General features: G+C 45.4%; 23 protein-coding genes. 1 reads left to right on the forward strand and 22 read right to left on the reverse strand.

Annotation, left to right across the window (positions count from 1 at the left end; translation table 11 throughout):
- Positions 1-2: 2 nt before the first annotated feature.
- The 16 genes from D7Y06_RS07070 to rplS form a co-directional block, all read right to left on the reverse strand.
- Entirely contained in the window at positions 3-1,013 is a 1,011-nt protein-coding gene (locus D7Y06_RS07070) for an NAD(P)H-dependent glycerol-3-phosphate dehydrogenase (protein WP_120407107.1), read from the reverse strand.
- Positions 1,014-1,703: a glycerol-3-phosphate 1-O-acyltransferase PlsY gene (plsY, locus tag D7Y06_RS07075; RefSeq protein ID WP_120407108.1), complete on the reverse strand. Its 690-nt coding sequence runs from the start codon at positions 1,701-1,703 to the stop codon at positions 1,014-1,016.
- Positions 1,703-3,028: a ribosome biogenesis GTPase Der gene (der, locus tag D7Y06_RS07080; RefSeq protein WP_120407109.1), complete on the reverse strand. Its 1,326-nt coding sequence runs from the start codon at positions 3,026-3,028 to the stop codon at positions 1,703-1,705. Before der ends, plsY begins: the two co-directional genes overlap by 1 nt.
- An 18-nt stretch (positions 3,029-3,046) precedes the next feature.
- Entirely contained in the window at positions 3,047-4,444 is a 1,398-nt protein-coding gene (locus tag D7Y06_RS07085; RefSeq protein ID WP_330566407.1) for a DUF512 domain-containing protein, read from the reverse strand.
- 35 nt (positions 4,445-4,479) lie between these two features.
- The gene (locus tag D7Y06_RS07090) at positions 4,480-6,417 is read right to left on the reverse strand and encodes a hypothetical protein (RefSeq protein WP_120407111.1); all 1,938 of its coding nucleotides are present in this window, start codon (positions 6,415-6,417) and stop codon (positions 4,480-4,482) included.
- Entirely contained in the window at positions 6,392-7,291 is a 900-nt protein-coding gene (locus D7Y06_RS07095) for an ABC transporter ATP-binding protein (RefSeq protein ID WP_120407112.1), read from the reverse strand. Before D7Y06_RS07095 ends, D7Y06_RS07090 begins: the two co-directional genes overlap by 26 nt.
- The gene (locus D7Y06_RS07100) at positions 7,288-7,662 is read right to left on the reverse strand and encodes a GntR family transcriptional regulator (protein ID WP_199714654.1); all 375 of its coding nucleotides are present in this window, start codon (positions 7,660-7,662) and stop codon (positions 7,288-7,290) included. The genes D7Y06_RS07095 and D7Y06_RS07100 overlap by 4 nt, the downstream gene beginning before the upstream one ends.
- A gap of 143 nt (positions 7,663-7,805) precedes the next feature.
- Positions 7,806-8,381, reverse strand: coding sequence for an AAA family ATPase (locus tag D7Y06_RS07105; RefSeq protein WP_120407113.1), 576 nt, complete (start codon positions 8,379-8,381; stop codon positions 7,806-7,808).
- Positions 8,382-8,399: 18 nt separating this feature from the next.
- Positions 8,400-9,278 carry a peptidoglycan editing factor PgeF gene (gene pgeF, locus D7Y06_RS07110; RefSeq protein WP_120407114.1) on the reverse strand — a complete coding sequence of 293 codons (879 nt, stop codon included), beginning with the start codon at positions 9,276-9,278 and terminating at the stop codon, positions 8,400-8,402.
- A gap of 35 nt (positions 9,279-9,313) precedes the next feature.
- Positions 9,314-9,676 (reverse strand): YraN family protein, encoded by a 363-nt coding sequence (locus D7Y06_RS07115; protein WP_330566408.1) that lies wholly within the window; start codon positions 9,674-9,676, stop codon positions 9,314-9,316.
- A 25-nt stretch (positions 9,677-9,701) separates the two neighbouring features.
- A complete protein-coding gene (locus D7Y06_RS07120; protein ID WP_199714656.1) occupies positions 9,702-9,992 on the reverse strand; it encodes an EscU/YscU/HrcU family type III secretion system export apparatus switch protein in 291 nt (96 codons plus the stop codon).
- Positions 9,993-9,997: 5 nt separating this feature from the next.
- Positions 9,998-11,815 (reverse strand): flagellar hook-length control protein FliK, encoded by a 1,818-nt coding sequence (gene fliK / locus D7Y06_RS07125; protein ID WP_120407117.1) that lies wholly within the window; start codon positions 11,813-11,815, stop codon positions 9,998-10,000.
- 65 nt (positions 11,816-11,880) lie between these two features.
- Positions 11,881-12,645, reverse strand: coding sequence for a ribonuclease HII (locus tag D7Y06_RS07130; RefSeq protein ID WP_120407118.1), 765 nt, complete (start codon positions 12,643-12,645; stop codon positions 11,881-11,883).
- Position 12,646: 1 nt separating this feature from the next.
- Positions 12,647-13,501 (reverse strand): ribosome biogenesis GTPase YlqF, encoded by an 855-nt coding sequence (ylqF, locus tag D7Y06_RS07135; protein WP_120407119.1) that lies wholly within the window; start codon positions 13,499-13,501, stop codon positions 12,647-12,649.
- Between the two features lie 18 nt (positions 13,502-13,519).
- Positions 13,520-14,101 carry a signal peptidase I gene (gene lepB, locus D7Y06_RS07140; RefSeq protein ID WP_120407181.1) on the reverse strand — a complete coding sequence of 194 codons (582 nt, stop codon included), beginning with the start codon at positions 14,099-14,101 and terminating at the stop codon, positions 13,520-13,522.
- A gap of 78 nt (positions 14,102-14,179) precedes the next feature.
- The gene (gene rplS / locus D7Y06_RS07145) at positions 14,180-14,533 is read right to left on the reverse strand and encodes a 50S ribosomal protein L19 (RefSeq protein ID WP_120407120.1); all 354 of its coding nucleotides are present in this window, start codon (positions 14,531-14,533) and stop codon (positions 14,180-14,182) included.
- Between the two features lie 207 nt (positions 14,534-14,740).
- On the opposite strand from rplS, the gene D7Y06_RS07150 reads away from it, so the two are divergent.
- On the forward strand, positions 14,741-15,937 hold the full coding sequence (locus D7Y06_RS07150) for a DNA polymerase Y family protein (RefSeq protein WP_120407182.1): 1,197 nt from the start codon (positions 14,741-14,743) through the stop codon (positions 15,935-15,937).
- Positions 15,938-15,949: 12 nt separating this feature from the next.
- On the opposite strand, the gene greA is transcribed toward D7Y06_RS07150, so the two are convergent.
- The 6 genes from greA to D7Y06_RS07180 all read right to left on the reverse strand — a co-directional run bounded on the left by greA (position 15,950) and on the right by D7Y06_RS07180 (position 22,817).
- A complete protein-coding gene (gene greA / locus D7Y06_RS07155) occupies positions 15,950-16,453 on the reverse strand; it encodes a transcription elongation factor GreA (RefSeq protein WP_120407121.1) in 504 nt (167 codons plus the stop codon).
- A 6-nt stretch (positions 16,454-16,459) separates the two neighbouring features.
- On the reverse strand, positions 16,460-18,559 hold the full coding sequence (gene glgX, locus D7Y06_RS07160; protein WP_120407122.1) for a glycogen debranching protein GlgX: 2,100 nt from the start codon (positions 18,557-18,559) through the stop codon (positions 16,460-16,462).
- A gap of 129 nt (positions 18,560-18,688) precedes the next feature.
- A complete protein-coding gene (locus tag D7Y06_RS07165; RefSeq protein ID WP_120407123.1) occupies positions 18,689-19,501 on the reverse strand; it encodes an undecaprenyl-diphosphate phosphatase in 813 nt (270 codons plus the stop codon).
- Positions 19,502-19,570: 69 nt separating this feature from the next.
- Positions 19,571-20,398, reverse strand: a complete 828-nt coding sequence (locus D7Y06_RS07170) for a response regulator (protein ID WP_120407124.1) — start codon at positions 20,396-20,398, stop codon at positions 19,571-19,573.
- Between the two features lie 24 nt (positions 20,399-20,422).
- Complete coding sequence (locus D7Y06_RS07175) at positions 20,423-20,935, reverse strand: folate family ECF transporter S component (RefSeq protein WP_120407125.1); 513 nt, start codon at positions 20,933-20,935, stop codon at positions 20,423-20,425.
- Positions 20,936-20,999: 64 nt separating this feature from the next.
- Positions 21,000-22,817 carry a sensor histidine kinase gene (locus D7Y06_RS07180; protein ID WP_120407126.1) on the reverse strand — a complete coding sequence of 606 codons (1,818 nt, stop codon included), beginning with the start codon at positions 22,815-22,817 and terminating at the stop codon, positions 21,000-21,002.
- Positions 22,818-22,938: the final 121 nt, after the last annotated feature.

Genomic DNA, 22,938 nt, shown 5'->3' on the forward strand with positions numbered 1-22,938 from the left:
TTTTACTCCCACTCCAAATCGTCATTTTCCGCTTTTTTATCCCGCATCATAAGCTCTGTCACCGCCTCTTTTGCCGGGCGGTTTTCAAAGAGCACCGCATTCACCTGTTCTATAATGGGCAAATCCACCTGGTATTTTTTCCCCAGGGCAATGGCCGCCTTGGCGGAATATACTCCTTCCACCACCATCTTCACCTCATCCATGGCCTCTTTCATAGTATAACCCTGTCCGATTAACATGCCGGCTTTCCGGTTTCTGGAATGTTTGCTGGCACAGGTGACAATCAAATCCCCGATGCCTGTAAGGCCGCTTATGGTCTCGAATTTTGCCCCCATGGCAAGGGCCAGCCTTCCGATTTCCGTAATCCCCCTGGTGATAAGGGCCGCTTTTGTATTGTCCCCAAGCCCTAAGCCGTCCGTCATCCCTGCCGCCAGTGCAATCACGTTTTTTAAAGCTCCCCCAAGCTCCATCCCCAGCATATCCGGGGTGGTATACACACGGAATACGTCGTTCATAAACACGCTCTGGACATACTCCGCCGTCTTTTTCGTCCTGGCTCCCGCCACTAAAGTTGTGGGCAGCCTTAATCCCACTTCCTCCGCATGGCTTGGGCCGCACATTACCGCCACGTCCGCTGCGGGAATCTCCTCCTCAATAATATCCGTAAGGGGCATCAGGGTCTTTTCCTCAATGCCCTTGGCAACGCTTACTATAATCTGGTTCTGCCTTACAAAGCCTGACATGGATTTTGCCGTGCTTCTGGTAAAGGGGGAGGGCACCGCCAAAACAAGAATGTCCATGCCGAATACTGCCTGTTCCAAATCTGTGGTAAATACCATGTCCTCGGAAAGTTTCACTCCCGGCAGTTTCTCTTTCTGTTCATGGCATTCTTTTAACATTTTTATCTCATCTTCAAGAACCGACCACAGGGTTACCTCATGGCCGTTGTCACAAAGTACCACGGAAAGAGCCGTTCCCCAGCTTCCCGCTCCGATAATTCCTACTCTTGCCATTTATTTTCCTTCTTTCTCACCGTCTTTTTGCTTTGAAAAACTAAATTTATTTTCTGTCCCGTTTAAGAGACGCCCGATATTTGCACGGTGGCGCACAATGGCCATGACCATAATGATGCCCGCCACTATGTAAATTTCTAACTTATACTGAGGGGACAAATTAATAATCCCCAGTTCCCCGAAGACCACGGTCTGGATAAAGAAACTGATAACTCCAAGGATAGAGCCCAAAGAGACATATTTTGTAATGGCCACGGTAAGCACGAAAATCCCCAGGCTTATGGGCACTTCAATGGGGCAAAAAGCAATCACAAGGCCCCCGGTGCAGGCAATCCCCTTCCCTCCCTTAAATTTCATGTAAAAGGGAAAATTATGTCCAAGGATACAACCGAACCCTGCATAAAACTCTAAGAGCCGCACAGACTCCCTCACCGTCTCATAGCTGCTGTTATGAAAAATCAGCCATGTGACAAGAATTGCCACAATAGGCTTTGACACATCCCCAATTAAAGTAATAAGCCCCCCCTTCCAGCCAAAAATCCGGAAGGTGTTTGTGGTGCCTGCATTTCCGCTCCCCATTTTGGTGATATCTTTTTTCTTTGACTTGCTGTAAGCATAACCGGATAAAAAAAGACCACAGGCATAGCCGATTAGCAGTGCAACGATACGGTTTACTATCATATTTTCCATCACTCATTTTCCTTTCTTTCCCTGGCAATAAATTTTAAAGAGGTTCCTTTAAATCCAAAGGTGTCCCGGATGCGGTTTTCCAGATAGCGGGTGTAGGAAAAATGCAGAAGTTCTTTATCATTCACAAAAATTACAAATGTGGGGGGTTTTACCGCCACCTGGGTAACATAATATATTTTTAACCGCTTTCCCTTGTCTGAGGGGGGCTGCTGCATGGCCACCGCCTCGGTGACAATCTCGTTTAACACACCTGTTGCAATGCGCATGGAATTATTCTCTATCACCATGTCAATCATTTCAAAGATTTTTCCAGTGCGCTGCCCTGTTTTTGCAGAGATAAACATAATTTCCGCATAGGACATAAAACTTAAAACCTGGCGGATTCTCTCCGTGTGCCTGTAGATGGTCTTGTCATCTTTTTCGATGGCATCCCACTTGTTTACCACAATGACAATTCCCTTTCCCCTGTCATGGGCAATCCCGGCAATTTTAGCGTCCTGCTCCGTAACCCCTTCTGTGGCGTCAATTACCAGAAGAACCACGTCTGCCCGCTCCACCGCAGTCACCGCCCGGATAATGCTGTAGCGCTCTAATTCTTCTTTTATCTTGTTTTTCCGCCTTAATCCCGCAGTGTCAATAAACACATATTCCTGGCCGTTATATTTTATTGCCGTGTCTATGGCATCCCTGGTAGTCCCTGCGATATCTGACACAATCACCCGGTTTTCCCCTAAGAGACGGTTTACCAGGGAAGATTTTCCCACGTTAGGTTTACCCACCACCGCAATTCTTGGGCGTTCGTCTTCCTCCCCGATATCATTTCCCTCCGGGAAGTGTTTGATTACCTCGTCAAGCATATCCCCGATGCCAAGTTTTCCTGCGGAGGAGACAGGCACCGGGTCCCCGATGCCAAGATTATAAAACTCATACACATCCGGCATAAATTTTTCAAAGCTGTCCACCTTATTTACCACTAAAACCACAGGCTTTCCCGAGCGGCGCAGCATATCCGCCACCTTGGAATCCGCATCGGTAAGGCCCTGCCTTACATCCACCAGAAAAATAATCACATCCGCCGTATCTATGGCAATACTTGCCTGTTCCCTCATCTGGGAGAGAATAATATCCTTTGTATCGGGTTCAATTCCCCCGGTGTCAATCAATGTAAAATTTTTATCAAGCCAAGAGACATCCGCATAAATCCTGTCCCTGGTCACCCCGGGGGTATCCTCCACAATGGAGATGCGCTCCCCTGCAAGCAGGTTAAAAAGGGTAGATTTGCCCACGTTGGGACGCCCTACCACTGCTACAACCGGTTTATCCATTTTCGTTTACTCCTTAATTTATCTTCCTATCACTGCGTGTACTAAGTCCTGACCGCTTGATTTTACAATATCCACGGGAACTTGTAAAGAATTTTTCAAATCCTGCACCGTCATATCATCCAAAAATACTTCCTCCCCGCTCCTTAACATGGAATGGGACAATAACAGTACGTCCCCCAAATCCCTGCCCTTTAGCTGGGCTAAAAGGTCCTGTCCCGTTAAAAGGCCGGAGACGGTAATCCTCTCCCCGAAAAAATCATTGCGGATAGGAATGACTTCAACCCCAAGGCCGGGAAATTTCTGGCAGAGCCTGTCAGTTAATTTTTTTATCAGGGGGGATGCCAGCTGTCCCGTGGCGATGGAAACCTTTCGCTTTATGGTTTCCCCTTTTCTATTGCTTAATTCTTCTAAAAATTCATTCTCCAATAGGCGCATCATTCCCACGCCGTTTTCAAGCTGTAAGTATCCGTCATAATTTTCCTCCGGCGGGATTTCCATATCCGCCAAAAGATACCACTCGTCCCCTGCCTGGACAAAATGGATTCCCCATTTTTCCACACAGTACCGCTGCCATTTGTGGATGATGGAGAGCACCTCTATGGCATCTTCTTTTTCAAATGGCGCTAAGGGATAAAGTCCCTCTCTGTATTTTGTCAGGCCGACAGGGACTACGGAGAGGCTTTGCATATAGGGGATGTACCCCGTGAGTTTCTCAATGGTATTGTCCAACTCCTCCCTATCGTTTATCCCCTTGCAGAGCACAACCTGGCCGTTCATCAACACGCCCCCTTGAAAGAGACGTTCCAGCTTAGAAAGGGCATCCCCGGCAAAACGGTTGTTTAACATTTTGCACCGAAGCTCTGGGTTCATGGTGTGCACCGACACATTCACCGGCTCTAAGTGATAACGGATAATCCTGTCCAAATCCTTCTCTTCCATATTGGTAAGGGTTATATAATTCCCCTGCAAAAAGGACAGCCTAGAATCATCATCTTTAAAGTACAGCGTATCCCGCATCCCCTTCGGCATCTGGTCGATAAAGCAGAACATGCACTTGTTCCTGCAGGATTTATATTCATCCATCAAACCGTTTTCAAAGACAATACCCAAATCCTCATTGTACTCTTTTTCAATCTCAAGCTCCCATTCTTCCCCGTCTTTTTTCCGAATCAGTACTACAATATATTCCTCACTGCACAGATAATGAAAGTCGAATATGTCTTCCATATCCGTGTCATTGATGGAGAGCAGCACGTCCCCCGGCTCTATTTCCATTTCCTCTGCAATGCTGCCGGGCAAAACCTGGCAGACAACATGTTCTTTTGGCATATCTTTCCCCTTTTCCCGTTTCACATAGTTTACACCAAAACGGAGAGAATAACAACTCTTCTCACAAAAATAGAAAGAACCGGCCAAAATATAACCTGGCCGGTTCTTCTCTCACATGATTTTTATTCTTCGGGCAGCGGGGTTTGTTCCATATCCCACCGGGTAATCAGTTCATCTGGGCTTTTTATCATTTCCATATCAATCAATGCCTGAATTATATTCTCACACTCTGTATTAAACTGGATATATGCATTCCCCGAATCCATGACATAAGCATAGTTCCTGCCGCTGTAAAATCTGTCCGAATACTCCTCATATCCCTTGCTGTTCGTGTAAGAAAAGCTTATGGTATTTTCAAAAACTAATTTATCATATTTCTCTGCCTCACCGGAATACCACTGATTTTTAAAGTTTCCGGCATCCACGTCTTTCATAAATGCCTCACATATCTTTTCGGACTGTTCCGCCGTAAACTCCCGGCTTGTGCTTGAGGTGATGGGATTGCCGTAATCATCTTTGGCAACTTTCTCCGGGAAATTTATATTTCCATATAAATACTTGTTATCTTTATAGTTAAGTCCCAGCACATTTTTCTTGTAAGTCTCACCCTCCCTCATATACGCTCTTGCCACTGAAACAGGGGAATTTTCATCCGAACGGGCACTCTCATCCTGAGCCACTACATAATAGCGGGTTAAGACAGACCCGTCTTTCATGTAATATTTCAGATTAATTCCATAACCGTCTTCCCAGGGACTCTCTATGTTTTGGTACAAAGCCTTATGGGAGAGAATATTTTCATGGAGAGCAATGATTTTTTCAATCATCTCTGTGTCCTCTCCCCCTGCAAAGTCCCCGGACTGAATATAAGCCTCTTTTACCTTCCCTGCCTCAGGCACTTTTCCCTCAATTCCAAGCACATCCATTTTCAGTAAAATGAGTACAAATGCCAGGGCAAGGGCAAACAATCCGCACTCCCGGAAACGTTTTTTTGCAAACACCCGGAAACTTTTCTGCAAAACCATCTCTGCGGCAAAGAAAAACAAAACGCCCACAACAATTCCTGCCATGAGAATCATCACAAATCTTTTCGTGCCTGAGTTTGATGAGAACATTATACTGCCTGCTGTCATAGCTCCCAGGCTGGCAAAACATGCACCCACGCCCCAGCGGAATAAGGGGGTAATCCATGAAAAAGCAATCAAGTTTCCCGCAGTCTCAAGATGGCGTCTCTGGTACAATACAAACGCCAGAACAAGAAACACCACTGCCGCCAGTGCATACCCCGCTACCATTTTTGCCCCGGTCATCCCGGTACACACTGCTTTACTCCATCCCCCGGAATACTGAATATTTACCCGGATATGGCTAGATATATAGTAGAGAGGGGAAAGCACATCCAACACGCCATTCTGGTACTCCCCGGAAATTCCATAGGCAAAACAGGAAAAAAGCTGCGTCAAAATATATTTGCTCCCCACAAACAGGAAATTTAGTATCAGTGAGAACACAGGCATGGCAATTAACTGTCCCACCAATATGCCTATAAATACATTGAAACTGTAAAAGAAAAGGCTGATTCCCATGGCACACAAAACCCCTTTAAAGAGAATTTCAATGTAGGAATACCCACATCCTGCCGCCACTAATATTCCCAAGAGCCCTCCGAGAAGCATAGGCCCCCACAAGAACAATAAACCGGATACATAGTTGGTAATAAAAAGGGATGTCCTTGTTACCGGAAAGGCATGCATCGTATAGGATGCCCTTGAAGTGTATAGATAAGAAAATACTGCACCAGCTGCAATCAGGGAAAAAATAAGCAATATCACCGGATTAAAAACAATTTGAATGGTTTCCGGGATTAAAATACTTTCTGCCATTTTCTCCGCAAGTGTCTTTCCCGTATCGTATCCTGCCTTTTCCCCAAGATATCCGATAAATTCTGAAAAGGGCATGATAAACAGGTAAAACAGTAAAAACAGGCACCAAATAGGCCAAAAATGGGTGATATTTTTACGAAATATTGTTTTGCTAAAACAGGATGTCTTTGACTTCATAATCTACCCCTCCTAATTCATAAATAAATATTTCCTCTAAGGTCAGCGGGAGAAGGTCGATAAGCATAGGATTCATCTTCTCAAGCTGTTCCTTGGCATCCTTTGGGTTTCCTTTTACAATGAGGGTGTACACCCTTCCGGTATTGGACATGTGAAGCACTTCAAAATTTTCCGGAAGCTTGGGCATCTCCGCTTGAAATGCCACCTGGATTTTGCACACACTTCCCTGTAATTCCGACAAGGAACGCTCAATCATAATTTTTCCCTGATGCATGATTCCCACATGGTCGCACACATCCTCCAGTTCCCTTAAATTGTGGGAGGATACTAAAACGGTGCTTCCTGTCTCCGCCACATCCGCCATAATAATGCTCCAGACCTGACGGCGCATGACAGGGTCCAATCCGTCTACCGGCTCATCTAAGATGAGAAGTTCCGGCCGGATGCACACAGCCAGCCAGAATGCCACCTGCTTCTGCATTCCCTTGCTTAAACTCCTGATATTTTTCTTGGGATCGATGGTGGGAAAAAATTCCATCAGCTTAAAAAACAGTTTATCGTCAAATTTGGGATACATCCCCTGATAAAACCGCTTCATCTCATACGTATTGGCAGAGACGAAATAGAAAAGGTCATCGGGGATATACCCGAACTTTTCTTTTACCGCCGGGTTTTCGTAAACGGTTTCCCCTGCGATTTTTACCTCCCCGGCGTCCTGCCGGTAAACCCCGGTCAAATGCCTGATCAAGGTGGATTTCCCTGCCCCGTTCGGCCCGACCAGGCCGTAGATGGCTCCCTTTTTCACATGCATATCCACACTGTCTAAAGCGCGGAATCCGTCAAATTGTTTTACCAGATTTTTTACTTCAATCATTCTGTCTCCCCTCCCTTAGAAAGTCTTTCCATCCTCTCTCCCAACTCTTCTTTCGTGACAGATAACACGAAAAGTTCAGTTACCACATCGTCAAATGTTACCAACAGCTCTTGTTTTCTTGTCTGGTTGATAAACACAGGGGATGAGGCAAATGTTCCCTTTCCCTGTTTGCTGTAAACATACCCCTCGGACTCTAATTCCCGATAAGCCCTTGATATGGTATTTGGATTGATTGCAAGAGATGATGCCAGTTCCCGAACGGAAGGCAGTTTTTCGTCCGGCTCAATGGCTTTCGACAAAAGCAGTTTCCGTATGCCGTCCTTTATCTGTTCATAGATAGGTTTTGCATCTCTGTAGTTTAGCTGCAGCAATTCTCATACCTCCTGTCTGTATGAATTCAAGTGTTTTATGTGTATTAATTCATTTAGTACAGTTAGAATACCACGAAAACACCACTGTTACAATAAAAATAAGCGAAGAAAATATTTAAGAATTTATTAAGAGAAGAAGTATCTCATTTTTTATTTGGAACAAGGCCGAATTTATTTATGACAATATCTGCCGCTTCATCGGGACTTAAATCGGAATTGTCTATTTTAATATGATTTTTAAACCAAACTTCGCCTGCTTCCGAATTAAGCCTATGGTTTTCCGCTTCCCTCAATAGGTCGGCTTTGCTCCATTCCACATCTCTTTTTGACGGTTTTCTTTCCATTCTGTGCAATGTTTCATTTCTATGCAGTCTCACACTAATATCTGCACTCAGTTCTACAAAATAAAAATTGCCGCCGCTGGATGTGAATTGATTTGCCAATGTTGTCAAATAATCTTTTTCCGTTTGCATTTCAAAGGCGCACACATATGTGAAAATCAAATCCACATTATGCTTTATTGCAATTTCAAATACTTTTTCCCTAAAGATACCATTGAACTCCTTTTGCGCAGGTGTATCAAAACCGAATACTTTATTCGACACCTCAATGCTGTCATGATTTATCATTAAATTGTATTTCAGTTTATCTCTTATGCTTTCCGCAACCGTCATTTTCCCCACCGCTTGTGGTCCGCAAACAATAATTAAGTTTGCCATTTACACCGCCCCCTTTCACTACGATTTGCCGGTTTCTGCTTTTAATGCCAAAACCGCAGCCAGATTCCCCCTTTTCCCCCTGCTTGCCCTGTGGGAAAATAAAAGCTTTGGATTACAGCAGGTACAGATATTGGTGACGGCCAAATGTTCTTTTAAAATCCCCGCTTCCAATAGGACAATCTCGTTGGCCCGCCACAAATCCAACTGGTACTTGCCCCCTCCTTTATCTATAAGAATTTCTTTTTCATGCCCCGCAAATTCCCCCAGAAACGCTTCCGCCACATCAGAACCCACCTCATAGCAGCCCTGGCAGATGGAGGGGCCAATGGCGCAGAAAATATCCTCCGGCTTACTGCCAAACTCCCGCCCCATGGCTTCTATGGTCACTTTTCCCATGCGGTTTACCGTTCCCCGCCACCCGGAATGGCTGAGGCCGATGGCAGGATGCTTTTTGTCCACAAAAAATAAAGGCACGCAGTCCGCATAAAAGGTTGTTAAAGTCACCCCCGGCTCGTCGGTGATAAGGCCATCAATATCTGTAAATGCCTTATCCCCCATCCCTGTGCCTGCATCCCTTTTCCCCACTCTCTTTACATTTGTAGTATGGGTCTGGTTGGAAAAGCAAAAACTGTCCTCTTTTACAGAAAGGGCCTGGGCAAGCCTTTTATAGTTTTCAAGGACGGCCTCCCTTTCATCCCCTCTGGTAAAACTTAAGTTTAAGGAGGAATAGATGCCGGAACTTACTCCCCCAAGCCTGGTGGTAAAACCATGGATAACCATGTCCGTCTCTTCTAGTAATGGGAAATGCAAAAGGGGCAGGTTTCCGGATTTTACAGGGTATCCGGCTATCCTTAACACATCTTTTTCTGATTTCTTTTTGAAATTTAGCTGGTTCATACAGAATATCTCCTATCTAAAAAATTCTTATGCTCCTAACCCTGAAATTCAAAAGCATTTTTTACATGGAAAATCTCTTCCCCCATAACAGCCACCACGTCGAACCTTACAGGCTGTTCCGGGGAAATCCGGTTTCTGGCAATGTAATAAAGGGCAGCCCTAGAGATTTTTTGCTGTTTTCTCACGTCCACCGCCTCTAAGGGATGCCCCCTTTTCCCGTCTTTCCGGTATTTTACCTCCGCAAAAACAAGGGTATCTTTGTCTTTTAAGATAAGGTCAATCTCCCCGAAGCGGGTGTAAAAATTCTGCCCTAAAATCTCATAGCCCTGCCCCTTTAAAAAATCACCCGCCAGTTTTTCCTTTTCCCCTCCGGTTTTTCTTTTGTTAATAAAATCCACACCTTTCCCATATTTGTATCTATCCCTACTGTAATTTTGACCGCAATTTGTCCATATCATCCACAAAAACTAAAATTTCCGCCACAACCTCATAGAGCTCCGGGGGTATGGTATCCCCGATTTCCAGTTTGGAAAGGGTTGCCGCAAGCTTGTTGTCCTTGTAGAGGGGCACGTCGCTCTCTTTCGCTTTTTCTATTATCTTTTCCGCCAACTCCCCTTTTCCCGTGGCAAGTATGGTGGGGGCCACATCCCCGGGATTATAGGCAAGGGCCACCGCAGTCTTTACACTGTCTTTTTCTTTTTTCCTGTTTTCCACTTTTTTCACGCCCTGACATCAAAAGAATATCTGTGGACCATGCCTCCCGCCTGGGGCTGGCCCTCTAAAATTTGGTCTACAAAACTTGGGGTCTCCTCCTGGGTATTGACCTGGATTTTTACCTGGTAGCCCTTTTTCGCCAGCCGCTCCTCAAGCTCATCCAAATGCTCCATAATCAAATTGTAGGAAGTGTCATCCGAGAGATAAAAATTTGTAGTAACTTTTTTCTGATGCATCCGAATGGATACGTCCGTGGAGCCCAAATGCTCCAAATCCAGATGGAGAAATGCCGTTAAGTCCTCATCTTCCTCCCCCCGCTTCTTTTTCCCCCTGTAAACGTACAAATCACTGTGGGCATTCTGCCCGGACAATTTTAAGGGTATCTGCACATAGGCATAGGTCTGGTTTAACTGATTCATAAACTGAATGTTATTGCGGATAGAAGATGCGGTATCCGACAGGTTCTGGGTGCTTTGACCAAAGTTTTTTAACACCTGCTCCATCTGTTCCATCTGCCTGTTTAGCCGCTGGTACAACTCGTTTACTTTATTATCCCCCTTTAAATCCTGGGGTTTTAAGAGCCATTGCTCTTCCATTGCATTCCGAAGGAGAGCGCGGTATTCCCTGGAGGATACCAGCTGGCTGAGGGCCTCCTTGGAAACGGCGTCTTTTCCTGGAAAAGCTTCCGAGAGGAGGGATAAAAGCTCCTTTGAGGTAAGGTTTGGATTTAATTTTCCCTCTTCAAACACCGCAGGATTCTGGGAAAATTCCGGTATGTTTAACAGACGGGAGGCAAGATTATTTAACTGCTTTGCGCTAAGCATTTCTGATAGGTGCGTTCCTCCCTCCAGGGCTTTTGCCGGATTTTTTACCTGCTCCTGATTTAGGGTCTCCTCACTGATTAGGATTTTCCCCTGGCTTTCTGCCGCCTTTTTAGGTTCTCCCACAGTATCCTTTATCCCATTTTCCCCGGCATTTTTTTCTCCGGAAACCATGTGTAAAATCTCTTCCGTTTTTCCCTGCTCCACCGTAAGTTTCACAGCGCCTTCCGGATTTTCCCCTGTTTTTCCCACGGCAATATTCTCAGGATTTGCGCTCTCCTGAGGTTTGCCGGAAGGATTTTCCCCGGAAATTTCTGTCTTATCCCCGGCTAAAATCTGGGCAATCTGTTTGTTTAATGCCAGCAGGGCGTCAGCGCTTAACTTTCCCTTGGACATCTGCTGAGATAACCCCTTCATCACAGATTCCAACTGGTCTAAAACCGCATACTGGTCTGATTTGTAGTTTTCAAACTGGGCGGCCATTTCCTCTGTAATGGGAATCCCCAGTTTGGCCATCTGCACAATGGTATTTACATCCATGGTATCGTTGCCTGCCACCAGCCTAGCCATTGCAAGAAGGCTCTGTTTATCTATGGGCATGGACTCTTCCATCATGGCATTTACCATGGTGAGCATTTTGGGATTTGCCGGCAGGCTTGCCGCGTCCAAGGCGGCAAGAAGGGTGGGGTTTCCGGCAAAACCATTGGAGAAAGGACGGATGGCAATCTGGGCTCCGTTATTGGATTTTACCTGGAAAAACATGGACTGCCCCACATTTACGGAGACCCCCGAATCCAGCCTTGCCTGGATGGTCTTGCCGTCCGGCAGGCCAAGGATAACCACACCGTTCTCCATGCTGTTCACATTTCCCTCAAACACATTGCCCACGGACATCTGCTGCAGGGATGACACCACCTGTTTTATCCCCTGGGTTCCCTGGGCAATCTCCGTGCCGCTTGCAATATTTCTGTTGTACTGGCCAAGCATATCTGAAATCTGCATTTCCTACCCCCGTTTTTTTTCATACACTTCTGCACCATAAGCGCAGAATTAAAACATCCGCTATATTATACAAAATTTCCGATAAAACTGTTTCGGTGAATCGGGGAAGGGCCGTATTTTTTCAGAGCTTCAATATGTTCCTTTGATCCGTATCCCTTATTGGAAGCAAAGCGGTATTCCGGCATCAAAGCGTCATATTCCATCATCAGCCTGTCCCTGGTGACTTTCGCCATAATACTTGCCGCCCCGATGGTGATGCTCTTTTCATCCCCTTTTATAATGGGCACCTGCTCTATGTCCACCCCGGGAATTTTCACCGCATCATTTAATAATATATCGGGTTTTATCCCCAGATTTTGAATAGCTTCCCTCATGGCTTCATAAGTGGCCTGCAAAATATTTATCTCGTCAATCCTTTTTGGACTTGCCATGCCAATGCCCACAGCAATGGCTTTTTCCATAATCACATCAAAAAGCTCCTCCCTCTTTTTGGGGGAAAGCTGTTTAGAATCGTTGATGTAGAGAATGTCGCAGTCCTTTGGAAGAATCACAGCCCCCGCCACCACAGGGCCGGCCAGTGGGCCTCTCCCCGCTTCATCAATGCCGCAGATATATGTCCTGTCACCATACCGGTTCTCATATGCCTTTAAAGCGGAAATACGCTCTCTTTCCTCCTGAAGCTTTTTTATCTCTTTCTCTGCCTTTGCCACAAGACTTTTCACCCCGGCCCTTTCATCTTCCCCGTATCTTTCCATAAAGGAAAAAAGTTCCGCCGTCTCTGTGCTTAAAAATTCTTCCTTAATCTCCCGGATTTTCTTTTGTGCATCCATGTCAAACTCCTTTTTCCTCCGGCTCCTCCAGTGTGATTCTCCCCAGTTTTCCCCCCCGAAACTCATCCATTAAAAGTTTTGCCGCCTTGCCGTAGTCCAGTTCATTTCCCCTGCTGCGGCAGTTTCTGTTTTCCCCGATAAAGGTTAAAACCTTAAGGGCGTCCTCAACCTCTTCAACATGATATCTTTGGGATAAAACCCCGGGATATTTTTTTAATAAAATTTTAATTAGCTCTAGGGAAAGTTCTTCCGTGTTTATAATTTCATCTTTGATAGAGCCGATAAGGGCCAGGGAAAGCCCCACCCTCTGGTCCTCAAATTTGGGCCAGAGTATCCCCGGGGTGTCTAAGAGCTCCACGCTTTTATTCAGCCTTATCCACTGTTTTCCCTTTGTCACCCCCGGCTTATTCCCTGTCTTTGCGCAGGCCCGCCCCGCATAAGTATTGATAAAGGTGGACTTGCCCACGTTGGGAATCCCCACCACCATGGCCCGCACCGGACGGTTTTTAATGCCCCTTTTTTGGTCCCTTTCAATTTTTTCCCTGCAGGCTTCTAAAATCTGGCCCTGGATGGCTTTTATCCCGGCCTTGCTCCTGGAATCCAGGGAAACCACAAAGCATCCCTTTTCTAAAAAATAGTCCCTCCAGGCTTTTGTGGCCCTCTCATCCGCCAAATCCGCCTTATTCATTAAAATCAGCCTGGCCTTATTTTTTCCCAGCTCATCAATGTCCGGATTCCTGCTGGAAATGGGAATCCTGGCATCCACAAGCTCAATAATCAAATCAATTAACTTTATATCTTCCTGCATCTGGCGTTTTGCTTTCGTCATATGCCCTGGATACCACTGAAACTGCATAACCTACCTCTCTTTACCTTACTTAATAAATCCCATACTGTCATAGGGAGATATAATAAACCAGGCTTTTCCTATAATATATTCCTTTTTCACATTTCCGATGTTGGCATAGCGGCTGTCCTCGCTGTTATTCCTGTTATCCCCCAATACAAAGTACTCGTCCTCCTCCAGTTTCACAGGCTCCGCCGCCAGCTCCGCATCCAGTATGGGGGCAAACTCATCCTCATCCTCAAAGAGTTCTCCGTTGACATAAACTTCCCCCTCTTTTATCTGCACCGTATCCCCAGGTATTCCAATGACACGTTTCACATAGTAATGTGATTTCTCATTGCCGTTGGGGAGAAATACCACAATATCACCGGGTTTTGGGTCGGACAGGAGATAGATAAACCGGTTTATCATAATTTCCTGCCTGTTTTCCAAGGTGGGGGCCATAGACTGGCCTAAAACGCTTGTGCGCAGCCCAATAAAGTACACAAATACAAATGCTATCACAAGTACAATCACGCACTCCAATGTCCAGGCCACCACTTCTTTTACAATAGGGACATTGACTTTCTTTTTTTCCTTTCCAAAATGCAATCCGCTTTTTCTTCTCATATTTTCCTCGTTCTGTACCCACTTTTCCGTTATGAAAAAAACGGTATTCAACACTACCATGAATACCGTTTTTCGGGATTATTTTACCAGCTCTTTTACCTTTGCAGCCTTGCCGGAGCGGCCTCTTAAGTAATTTAATTTTGCCCTTCTTACTTTACCGTAGCGGACAACCTCCACTTTCTCCACATTTGGAGAGTGCAGGGGCCATGTCTTCTCAACGCCTACGCCGTTGGAAAACTTCCGGACAGTGAAGGTCTCACGGTTGCTCCCGCCCTGTTTCTTTAACACAACGCCTTCAAATACCTGGATTCTCTCACGGTTTCCCTCTTTAATTTTACCGTAAACCTTTACCGTATCCCCTACGGAAAACTCCGGTACTTCTGCCTTTAACTGCTCTGCCTCAATGTTTTTGATAATTTCACTTGGGTTCATTTTGTTTCCTCCTATTTGTCCGATGTTCTTAATACTCTCCTATGTAGTAACAGAGGACCATCGCATACTATACACAACTATCAAACTATATCACAATATGAAAGCTTGTGCAAGTCTTTTTTCCTTAATTTTGTAAAATTAAAGAACAAATGTTTGATTTTTTGTGAAAAATATGGTATCCTTTTAGAAAGAAAAGAGGAAAACCTTATGCCAAACACTACCATATACCACATTGATGTGAACAGCGCCTTCTTGTCCTGGAGCGCTGACTATTTCCTAAGAGAACATATGACGGACACAGATATCCGCACCATTCCCGCCGTTATCGGCGGAGATGAATCCATGCGCCACGGCATTGTCTTAGCAAAATCTACCTCCGCAAAAAAATTTGGCGTAAAAACCGGGGAACCCTTAATCCGGGCCAGGGAAAAATGCCCCGGTTTAAAAGTATTCCCTCCAAATCACAAACTCTACACCCAACGTTCTCGGGAGTTTATCACTCTCCTTAAGAGTGTGGCGCCCAAAGTGGAACAGTACAGCATCGACGAGGCTTTCTGCGACATGTCTGGAACGGAAAATCTCTACGGGAACCTTGTGGACTACGCCGATTCCCTGCGGGAGAGAATTTACCGGGAACTTAGGTTTACGGTAAATATCGGCGTTTCTGTAAACAAACTCCTGGCAAAAATGGCCTCGGATTTTGAAAAACCTGACAAGACCCACACCTTATTCCCAGAGGAAATCCCTGCAAAAATGTGGCCCCTTCCTGTTAGGGAGCTGTTTTTCGTGGGAAAATCCACAGAGAAAAAACTCCGCACCTTGGGAATCCGCACCATCGGGGACTTAGCCGCCTGCGACCCGGCTCTCCTTTCCTCCCACTTCCACAAACAGGGGCTGACCATCTGGAACTATGCCAACGGCAGGGATTTGGAATCCGTCACAGGCCATGACAGCGCCAATAAAGGCTACAGCAGTGAGACTACCCTGGCCGCGGACATGACAGACCCGGAAACGGCAAAAATCATCCTCCTCTCCTTAGCGGAGACAGTAGCTGCCAGAATCCGGGCAGACAAGGCCTATATCAGCGTAGTTGGAGTCACATTGGTCACCTGCGAATTTGAAAAATACTCCCACCAGAAAAGCCTGTTTTCCCCCACTAATATTACAGAGGAAATATATCACACTGCTGTGGAACTCTTTGCCCAGATGTGGAAAAAAGAGCCAATCCGGCTTATCGGCCTTTCCACCAGCAAGGCTACCTCTGACCAGACCTACCAGTATGACCTGTTTCACAAAGACCAGTATGAACGGCTGTCCAAACTAAATTCCGCCCTAGATTCCATCCGGGATAAGTACGGCAGCGGCGCAGTAAAACGGGCCTGCTTTTTAAAGGAGGAGGATTGAACCTGACCTCCCCTAGAACTTCCGGATACTGATGGCATCGTCGTCCACCTGTTTTCCGATGCTTTTTATCTGTACAAAATAGCTGTAATCCTCGTCCACTTTCACTTCCACACGCTCTCCCGCTTTATGGCCAAATATCGCCTTTCCCAGGGGGGATTCCCGGCTGATTAACCCTTTCAGGGAATTTCCCCGGATGGTGGTGACAATGGTAAACTCCTCTGTCAAATCATCTTCCTCAAAGTAAACTTCCACCGTATTATTAAGGCCGACCTCGTCTTCCTCAGACTCTTCGGAGACTACTTTTGCAGTTTTTATCATCCGCTCTAAGTACCGGATTCTGCTCTCGTTCTGGTTTTTATCCTTTTTGGCGGCGTGGTACTCAAAATTTTCACTTAAATCCCCGTGGGATCTGGCCTCTTTTACCGCCTCAAGGGCTTCCTTCCGCACCACAAGCTTCCGGTACTCAATCTCCTCTTTCATTTTTTCAATATCTTTTTTTGTCAATTCATCATACATAATCTTTTACCATCTGATAGTTTTCCGCCCTGCCTCAAAGATTGCCACAGTGCGCTCTTTCACTTCCACTTCCACGGTGTCCACCGGCTCCCCGATACCGCAGATAAACTCTTCCCGGTAAGTATCCACCACCCGGTACCACCTCATATATTCCGGCAGCTCCGGCAGGGTGATTTTAAGGGGCTCCCAGTAAGTGTTGATTGCCATATAAATACAGTCGTCCCGCCCCTCGGTGCGCCCTGCATACATAATTCCAATATAGTGGGATTCCCCGCTGAAATCCGGCTCAAAGGGAACTACCCCATGTGCGCTCTGCTCCGGGAAACGGTAGCTGCACCGGGCCGTAAATTTCCGAATGGGGTCGTGGTTTTTCCGGAAAGAAATCATAAATTTAAAAAAGTCAAACAGATCCTTATTCTTCCTTAAAAGATTCCAGTCCAGCCAGGAGATAATATTGTCCTGACAATAGGGATTGTTGTTTCCAAACTGGGTATTGCCAAACTCATCCCCCGCTAAAAACATGGGAATACCCCTGCTGCAGAGCAGCACTGCCGTGGCGTTTTTCATCATGCGGAGCCGCAGCCTGTTTATCTCTGCATCCTCTGTCTCCCCCTCCACGCCGCAGTTCCAGCTTCTGTTGTCGTCTGCCCCGTCTGTGTTGTTCCAGCCGTTTGCCTCATTGTGTTTTTCGTTGTAAGAATACAAATCATGAAGGGTAAACCCGTCATGGCAGGTTAAAAAGTTTACGGAGGCGCCGCATCCCACACGCTCCTGATACAAATCCCCGGAACCGAAAATCCTTGTCACTGCCGCTTCCGCCTTACCGCAGTCCCCTTTTAAAAAGCTGCGCATATCATCTCTGTATTTTCCGTTCCACTCCACCCAGCGGTTCCAGGAAGGGAAAGTTCCAACCTGATACAATCCCCCTGCATCCCACGCCTCAGCAATAAGCTTTACATTGCCGAGAATAGGGTCAAAAGCCAGGGACTGTAAAAGGGGGGGTTTTGACATAGGGCTTCCGTCCTCATTTCTTCCCAGGATACTGGCAAGGTCGAAGCGGAAACCGTCCACCCGGTAAGTAATCACCCAGTAGCGCAGGCACTCCATAATCATCTGCTGCACAATGGGATGATTGCAGTTTAAGGTATTGCCGCAGCCGCTGAAATTAAAATAGTACCCCTCCGGGGTGAGCATATAGTAAATATTATTGTCGATTCCCTTAAAAGAAAAATAGGGGCCGTTTTCATTTCCCTCTGCCGTATGGTTAAACACCACATCCAGATACACTTCAATCCCATTGTCATTCATGGTTTTTACCAGATGTTTTAATTCATTTCCCTCATCATTGTGCTCCTGGTGGGAAATATAGCTGGTGTTTGGGGCAAAAAAGCTCACGGTGCTGTATCCCCAGTAATTTAAAAGCTTCTTGCCGTTAATTTCCCTTGCCTCTCTCAACTCATCAAATTCAAAAATAGGCATCAGCTCTATGGCCGTTATGCCAAGCTCTTTTAAATAGGGGAGTTTTTCTAAAATTCCCGCAAAAGTCCCCTTATATTTTACTCCGGAGGAACTGTCCTGGGTAAATCCCCGGACATGGAGCTCGTATATAATAATGTCCTCCATGGGGGTGACAAGTTCCTTGCTGTTGCCCCAGTCAAAGTCATCCTTCACCACCCTGGCATGATATGGGTTTTCCTCATCGTTCACCCGCTCTCCCCACATTCTCTGTCCTGTCACAGCCTTGGCGTAGGGGTCTAAAAGGACTTTATTTTTATCAAAAATAATCCCCTTCTCCGGCTGGTAAGGCCCATCCAGACGGTAGGCGTACTCAAATTCTTCAATCTGCAGACCGAATACAATCATGGAATACACATTCCCGATTCTGTAGTTTTCCGGAAATGGAATAATGGTATAGGGCTCCGTCTCCCGGTTATAATAAAGCAAAAGCTCGCACGCCGTTGCCTGGTTGGAGTGGATGGTAAAGTTCACCCCTCCCGGAATAGCCGTGGCCCCGTTTATCTCATAAAGCCCCGGCCTGACTTTATAACCTCCGATTTCATCCAATGGTATCAAATGGTATTTTTTTTCTGTCAACGCTGGTTTCATAACATGTATTCACCTCATCCTCTGTCTTCCTAACAATTTCAATGCCGAACCATTCCTGTCCCGCTGTACTTCTCTTTCATTTTACACGACTTTACAAGGAAAAGCCACAAATATTTATAATTTGGGCTGTCACATAAAATAAATTAACACCAGGATTCCCAGCACAATCCTGTACCAGCCGAATATTTTAAAGTCATGGTCCTTAATATAAGCCATGAGAAAACGTATCACAACAGCAGAAACAAAAAAAGCGGAGGCCATACCCACAAGGAGAATCCCAAACTCCCCTTCCTGGAAGGTAAATCCAAATTCCAAAAGCTTTATCAGGCTTGCGCCAAACATAACGGGGATAGCCAGAAAAAAAGTAAATTCCGCCGCCACGCTCCTGGATATCCCCAGTAAAATACCACCGAGAATCGTGGCTCCGGAACGGCTGGTTCCCGGGAAAGCCGCCGCAAGCAGCTGGAACATCCCTATCCCAAAGGCCATGGAAAAGGTTATCTCCGATATGGAATTCACCTTAGGCTCAGCCCTTTTGTTCCTGTTTTCAATCCAGATAAATGCCACTCCAAAAATAATCAGGGCCAGGGCTATCACAAAGGGATTGTAAAACTTTTCCTCCAGCACATCCCCAAACAATAGTTCCAGAATCACCGCAGGGATGCAGGCAAAGGCAATTTTCAGCCACATGAGAAAAATATCTTTTTTGATAAAATAAGGTTCCTTTTGGGAAAAAGGATAAATCTCTTTAAAATACAGCATCACTACAGCCAAAATAGCCCCAAATTGGATGACCACCTCAAACATGCCAAAAAACTTTTCTGACACATCCATTGTCACAAATTCATTCAGCAGAATCAAGTGCCCGGTGCTGCTGATGGGAAGCCACTCCGTAATCCCTTCCACAATTCCAAAAAACAATGCTTTTAACAGTTCCGCCATCGCGCCCTCCAATCTTTCCATCTGAAAAAAGAGATTTTAAGCTTTGCTTAAAATCTCTTATCCCTTGTCTCATTCCCGAAACCGGGTTTCATCCAGATATGCTACTGTAAATTCTGCCCAACTGTAGTTTGACATATACTCTCCTGTATAAGAATTGATGGCCATAAGGTCTCCTGCCAGAAAATTGTAATAGTCGCAGTTAAAACAGGCAGGATCCACGGCCAGATAATTCCATTTCCGGATGACACAGTGGTCTATCCCTGCATCCTTAAGATTCCGAATCATCTGGGAAATTACTGTCTGGGTCTGGTTTCTCAGATTTCTGTCGTACGCCTTATCCTCCCACAGCGCAGCGCTGATTTCCGCTGAATTTACCCCGGAACCCTTTCTGTCTATGAGAAAAGCAAATAGCTCCTTTGCCTTGCTTCTGGAAAAATAAACCGGCTTTCCCCCTGCAAATACGTCAAAGTTACCAAAAGTCTGCACCCGTATTCCGTTATTTTTTCTGTTCTCCCGCTCATCCTTGGAATACCCTTCTATATTATGCAGTTCCTCCTCCACTAATTCCTTTGTCACAGGCTTTAAAATATATCCTCTGGCATGAATTTTAAATGCCTCTAAAGCAAAATTGTCATAACCTGTCACAAATAATATTTTCGTGGCAGGACTCAAGGTCTTAAACTCCTTTGCCAACTCCAACCCTGACATTCCCTGCATCATAATATCAAAAAATGCATACTCTATCTCTTCATTTTTCTTTACCAGTTCACCGGCATAAATTAAGGCTTCCTCCTGTCCGGTAAACCCGTGAACATAATCCTGGGGAAATAATTCTTCCAGAATATGTATCAAGCCCTGCAGTACAGGCCTCTCATCATCTACAGCTATCAAATGCATAATTCACACCCCTTAAGACAACCCTTATCTTATGTCCTCATATTTCCGCAGCACAGGAATCAGTTTTTTGCTAATCAGCACAATACTTATGACCTGAGTCACGCTCATCACAAGGGTTTGATACATTCTTGTGGCAAATAATGCCCAAAACGGACTTCCATAGAGTATGGAAATAAAAAATGTATTCATCCCCTGGCTGATAAAAAGCTGAACTATGGCAACTGCCAGCAAAATATTTGGCAGATTCTGTTTCTTTTTCAACAGAACACCAAAAACAATCCCTGTAAGAAATGCCGAAAATGTGAACCCCGGGAAAAATGCCCCAACGGGAAACAGCACCGCACTTAAAATATCTCCGATTGCTCCCACAAGTCCTGCCGCCAAAGGTCCGTAAAAGATTGCCGCCACAACCACAGGCACAAAACTAAATCCAATTTTTAAGTTCCAGGTATGGATGGTAAACCGGGAAAGTACAATCTCCAATGCCACCAACACGCCAATCATGGAAATACAGCGGGCGTTTACTTTTGTATACATAGCCTCTCCTCCTTTCTCCCAAAATGCTTTCTCATTCTACCACACTATTTCCCCTGCTACAACCCTATGTTTTTGGAATATAGATATTAACCACAGTACCCTCCCCAGGGACACTGTTTACTTCCATGGTTCCATTGCACTGGCGGACTAAGCGCTCCCTCACATTCATCATTCCGATATGGGTCTTGTCATCCCCCGCCATTTCCTTCTGCTTCACATCAAACCCCACACCGGTATCCGAAACGGTTATAACAATGTTGTTTTTCTCCTCCCTGGTGGAAATAAAAACCGTTCCCCCCCCTGTTTTCCGGCGAATCCCATACCGCACCGCATTTTCCACAAGGGGCTGCAGCGTCAGGGCGGGTATGTAAAATTCTGTAATCTCCAGCTGGTAATCAACTTGGAGTAATTCTTCAAAACGAAGCTGCTCCAATGCCAGGTAATTTTTCACATGCCTTAATTCTCTTGTAAAAGGTATAGGGGCACTGCTGCTTAAAGAATCCATATTTCCCCTTAAGAAATGAGACAACTGTGCCAGGGCATCGTAAGCCTTTTCCGGATTGCTCAGACACAATTCCCTGATACAACTGATAGAATTGTACAGAAAATGGGGCTGAATCTGGCTTACCATCATTGCTATTTTATTCTCCGCCAGTTCCCGCTCCATGTGTTTTGCTTCCCTGGCTCTTTTGTAAGCCGCTTTTGCCCGCACCAGTACTACTCCATACTGGACAAAGATAAAAATACAAAACCCAAAATTAAATATATCCACGCTGTAATTTCCTGTGGACACATACCAGGAACGTCCGATTCCTGCAAAAAAGGTAAAAAGCAGGGCAGAACCCAAAACTGCCATTGTGATTTTATCCCTGCACAGACGAACCTCATAAAATAGTGCCGCTGCGGCAAAAACAAAGATAATGGGAAGCACAATGCGAAATCCCTCCTGAATCAATTCGCCGTCCAAAACCCCAAGGCCCTGGAGAACAATATATGCAATATCGATAAACAGCACTACATAGATAAAAAATTCCATCACTTTTTTCCCAGGCGTCACCATATAATCCCGAATATACAAAAGAGCCAGGACAGGCATGGCAATATACAGCAAAGACTCCAAGGCATCCCATGCAACAGGATTAAAAGAAATCAGGGAGATATAACAAAAATCAATTAATGTCCACAAACCGCAAACTGCCATAAGATGTCCAAAGCGCATCAGGGATTTCATCCCCGCCATCCCCATACACTGCATTGTGGTAGCCACAATGATAAGAACCATACCCATGAGAAAAATCATAATAGCTGCCGTTGTGGAAAAACTGTGAGCCTGGAGCATTTTTAAAAACAAGGTCATTTTATCCCCCACATACAGGCGGTTTAAAAAGAGGGAATAGACCTGCTTGGTATTGGCAGGATAGGGATTATAAAACCGGATTTTTATTTCATCTTCCGGTGAAATTCCCTGGGCATAAAAATCTATCCAGACATTCCCCCCGCTTTTTAGCAAGGGCACGGTAAGATTTTCCCTGCCATAAGAGCAAATCAAAAAATCGTTTTGAAATACTTCCACATCCACCCTTCTAAGATACATAAAAATCTGCTCATTCGCAGAAACCGCCCCGTCAAAATGACCGGTAAGAATCAACTCACGGCAGGCTCCCAATTTTCTTAAAGTGTTTTCATTTAAGGGCATTTCTTTCCCATTTTCCTCTGTCTGACAGACACCGGAAAAATGCACCTGCCTCAACCGGCTGGGACTATCCGTCCCCTCCTCATTGCCCAGCACAAAGAAAACCATCACAATACTTAAAATCAGCACAGCAATAAAGAAATACCCCACATCTCTGCTGCCCATCCATTTTTTTGTCCCATGCCTCATGCTTTTTCCTCCGCTTCCTCTACACACCAACTAGTAACACCACATGCAAATAAGTGCAGACACATGGCAAAAAACACAGCAAACGGAAAAAGAGGACTTCAAAGACTATTGTCTGAAATCC

Origin of the sequence: Roseburia sp. 1XD42-69 (genome assembly GCF_003612565.1) — a bacterium.
In the GTDB taxonomy this organism is placed as follows: Bacteria; Bacillota; Clostridia; order Lachnospirales; family Lachnospiraceae; genus Roseburia_B.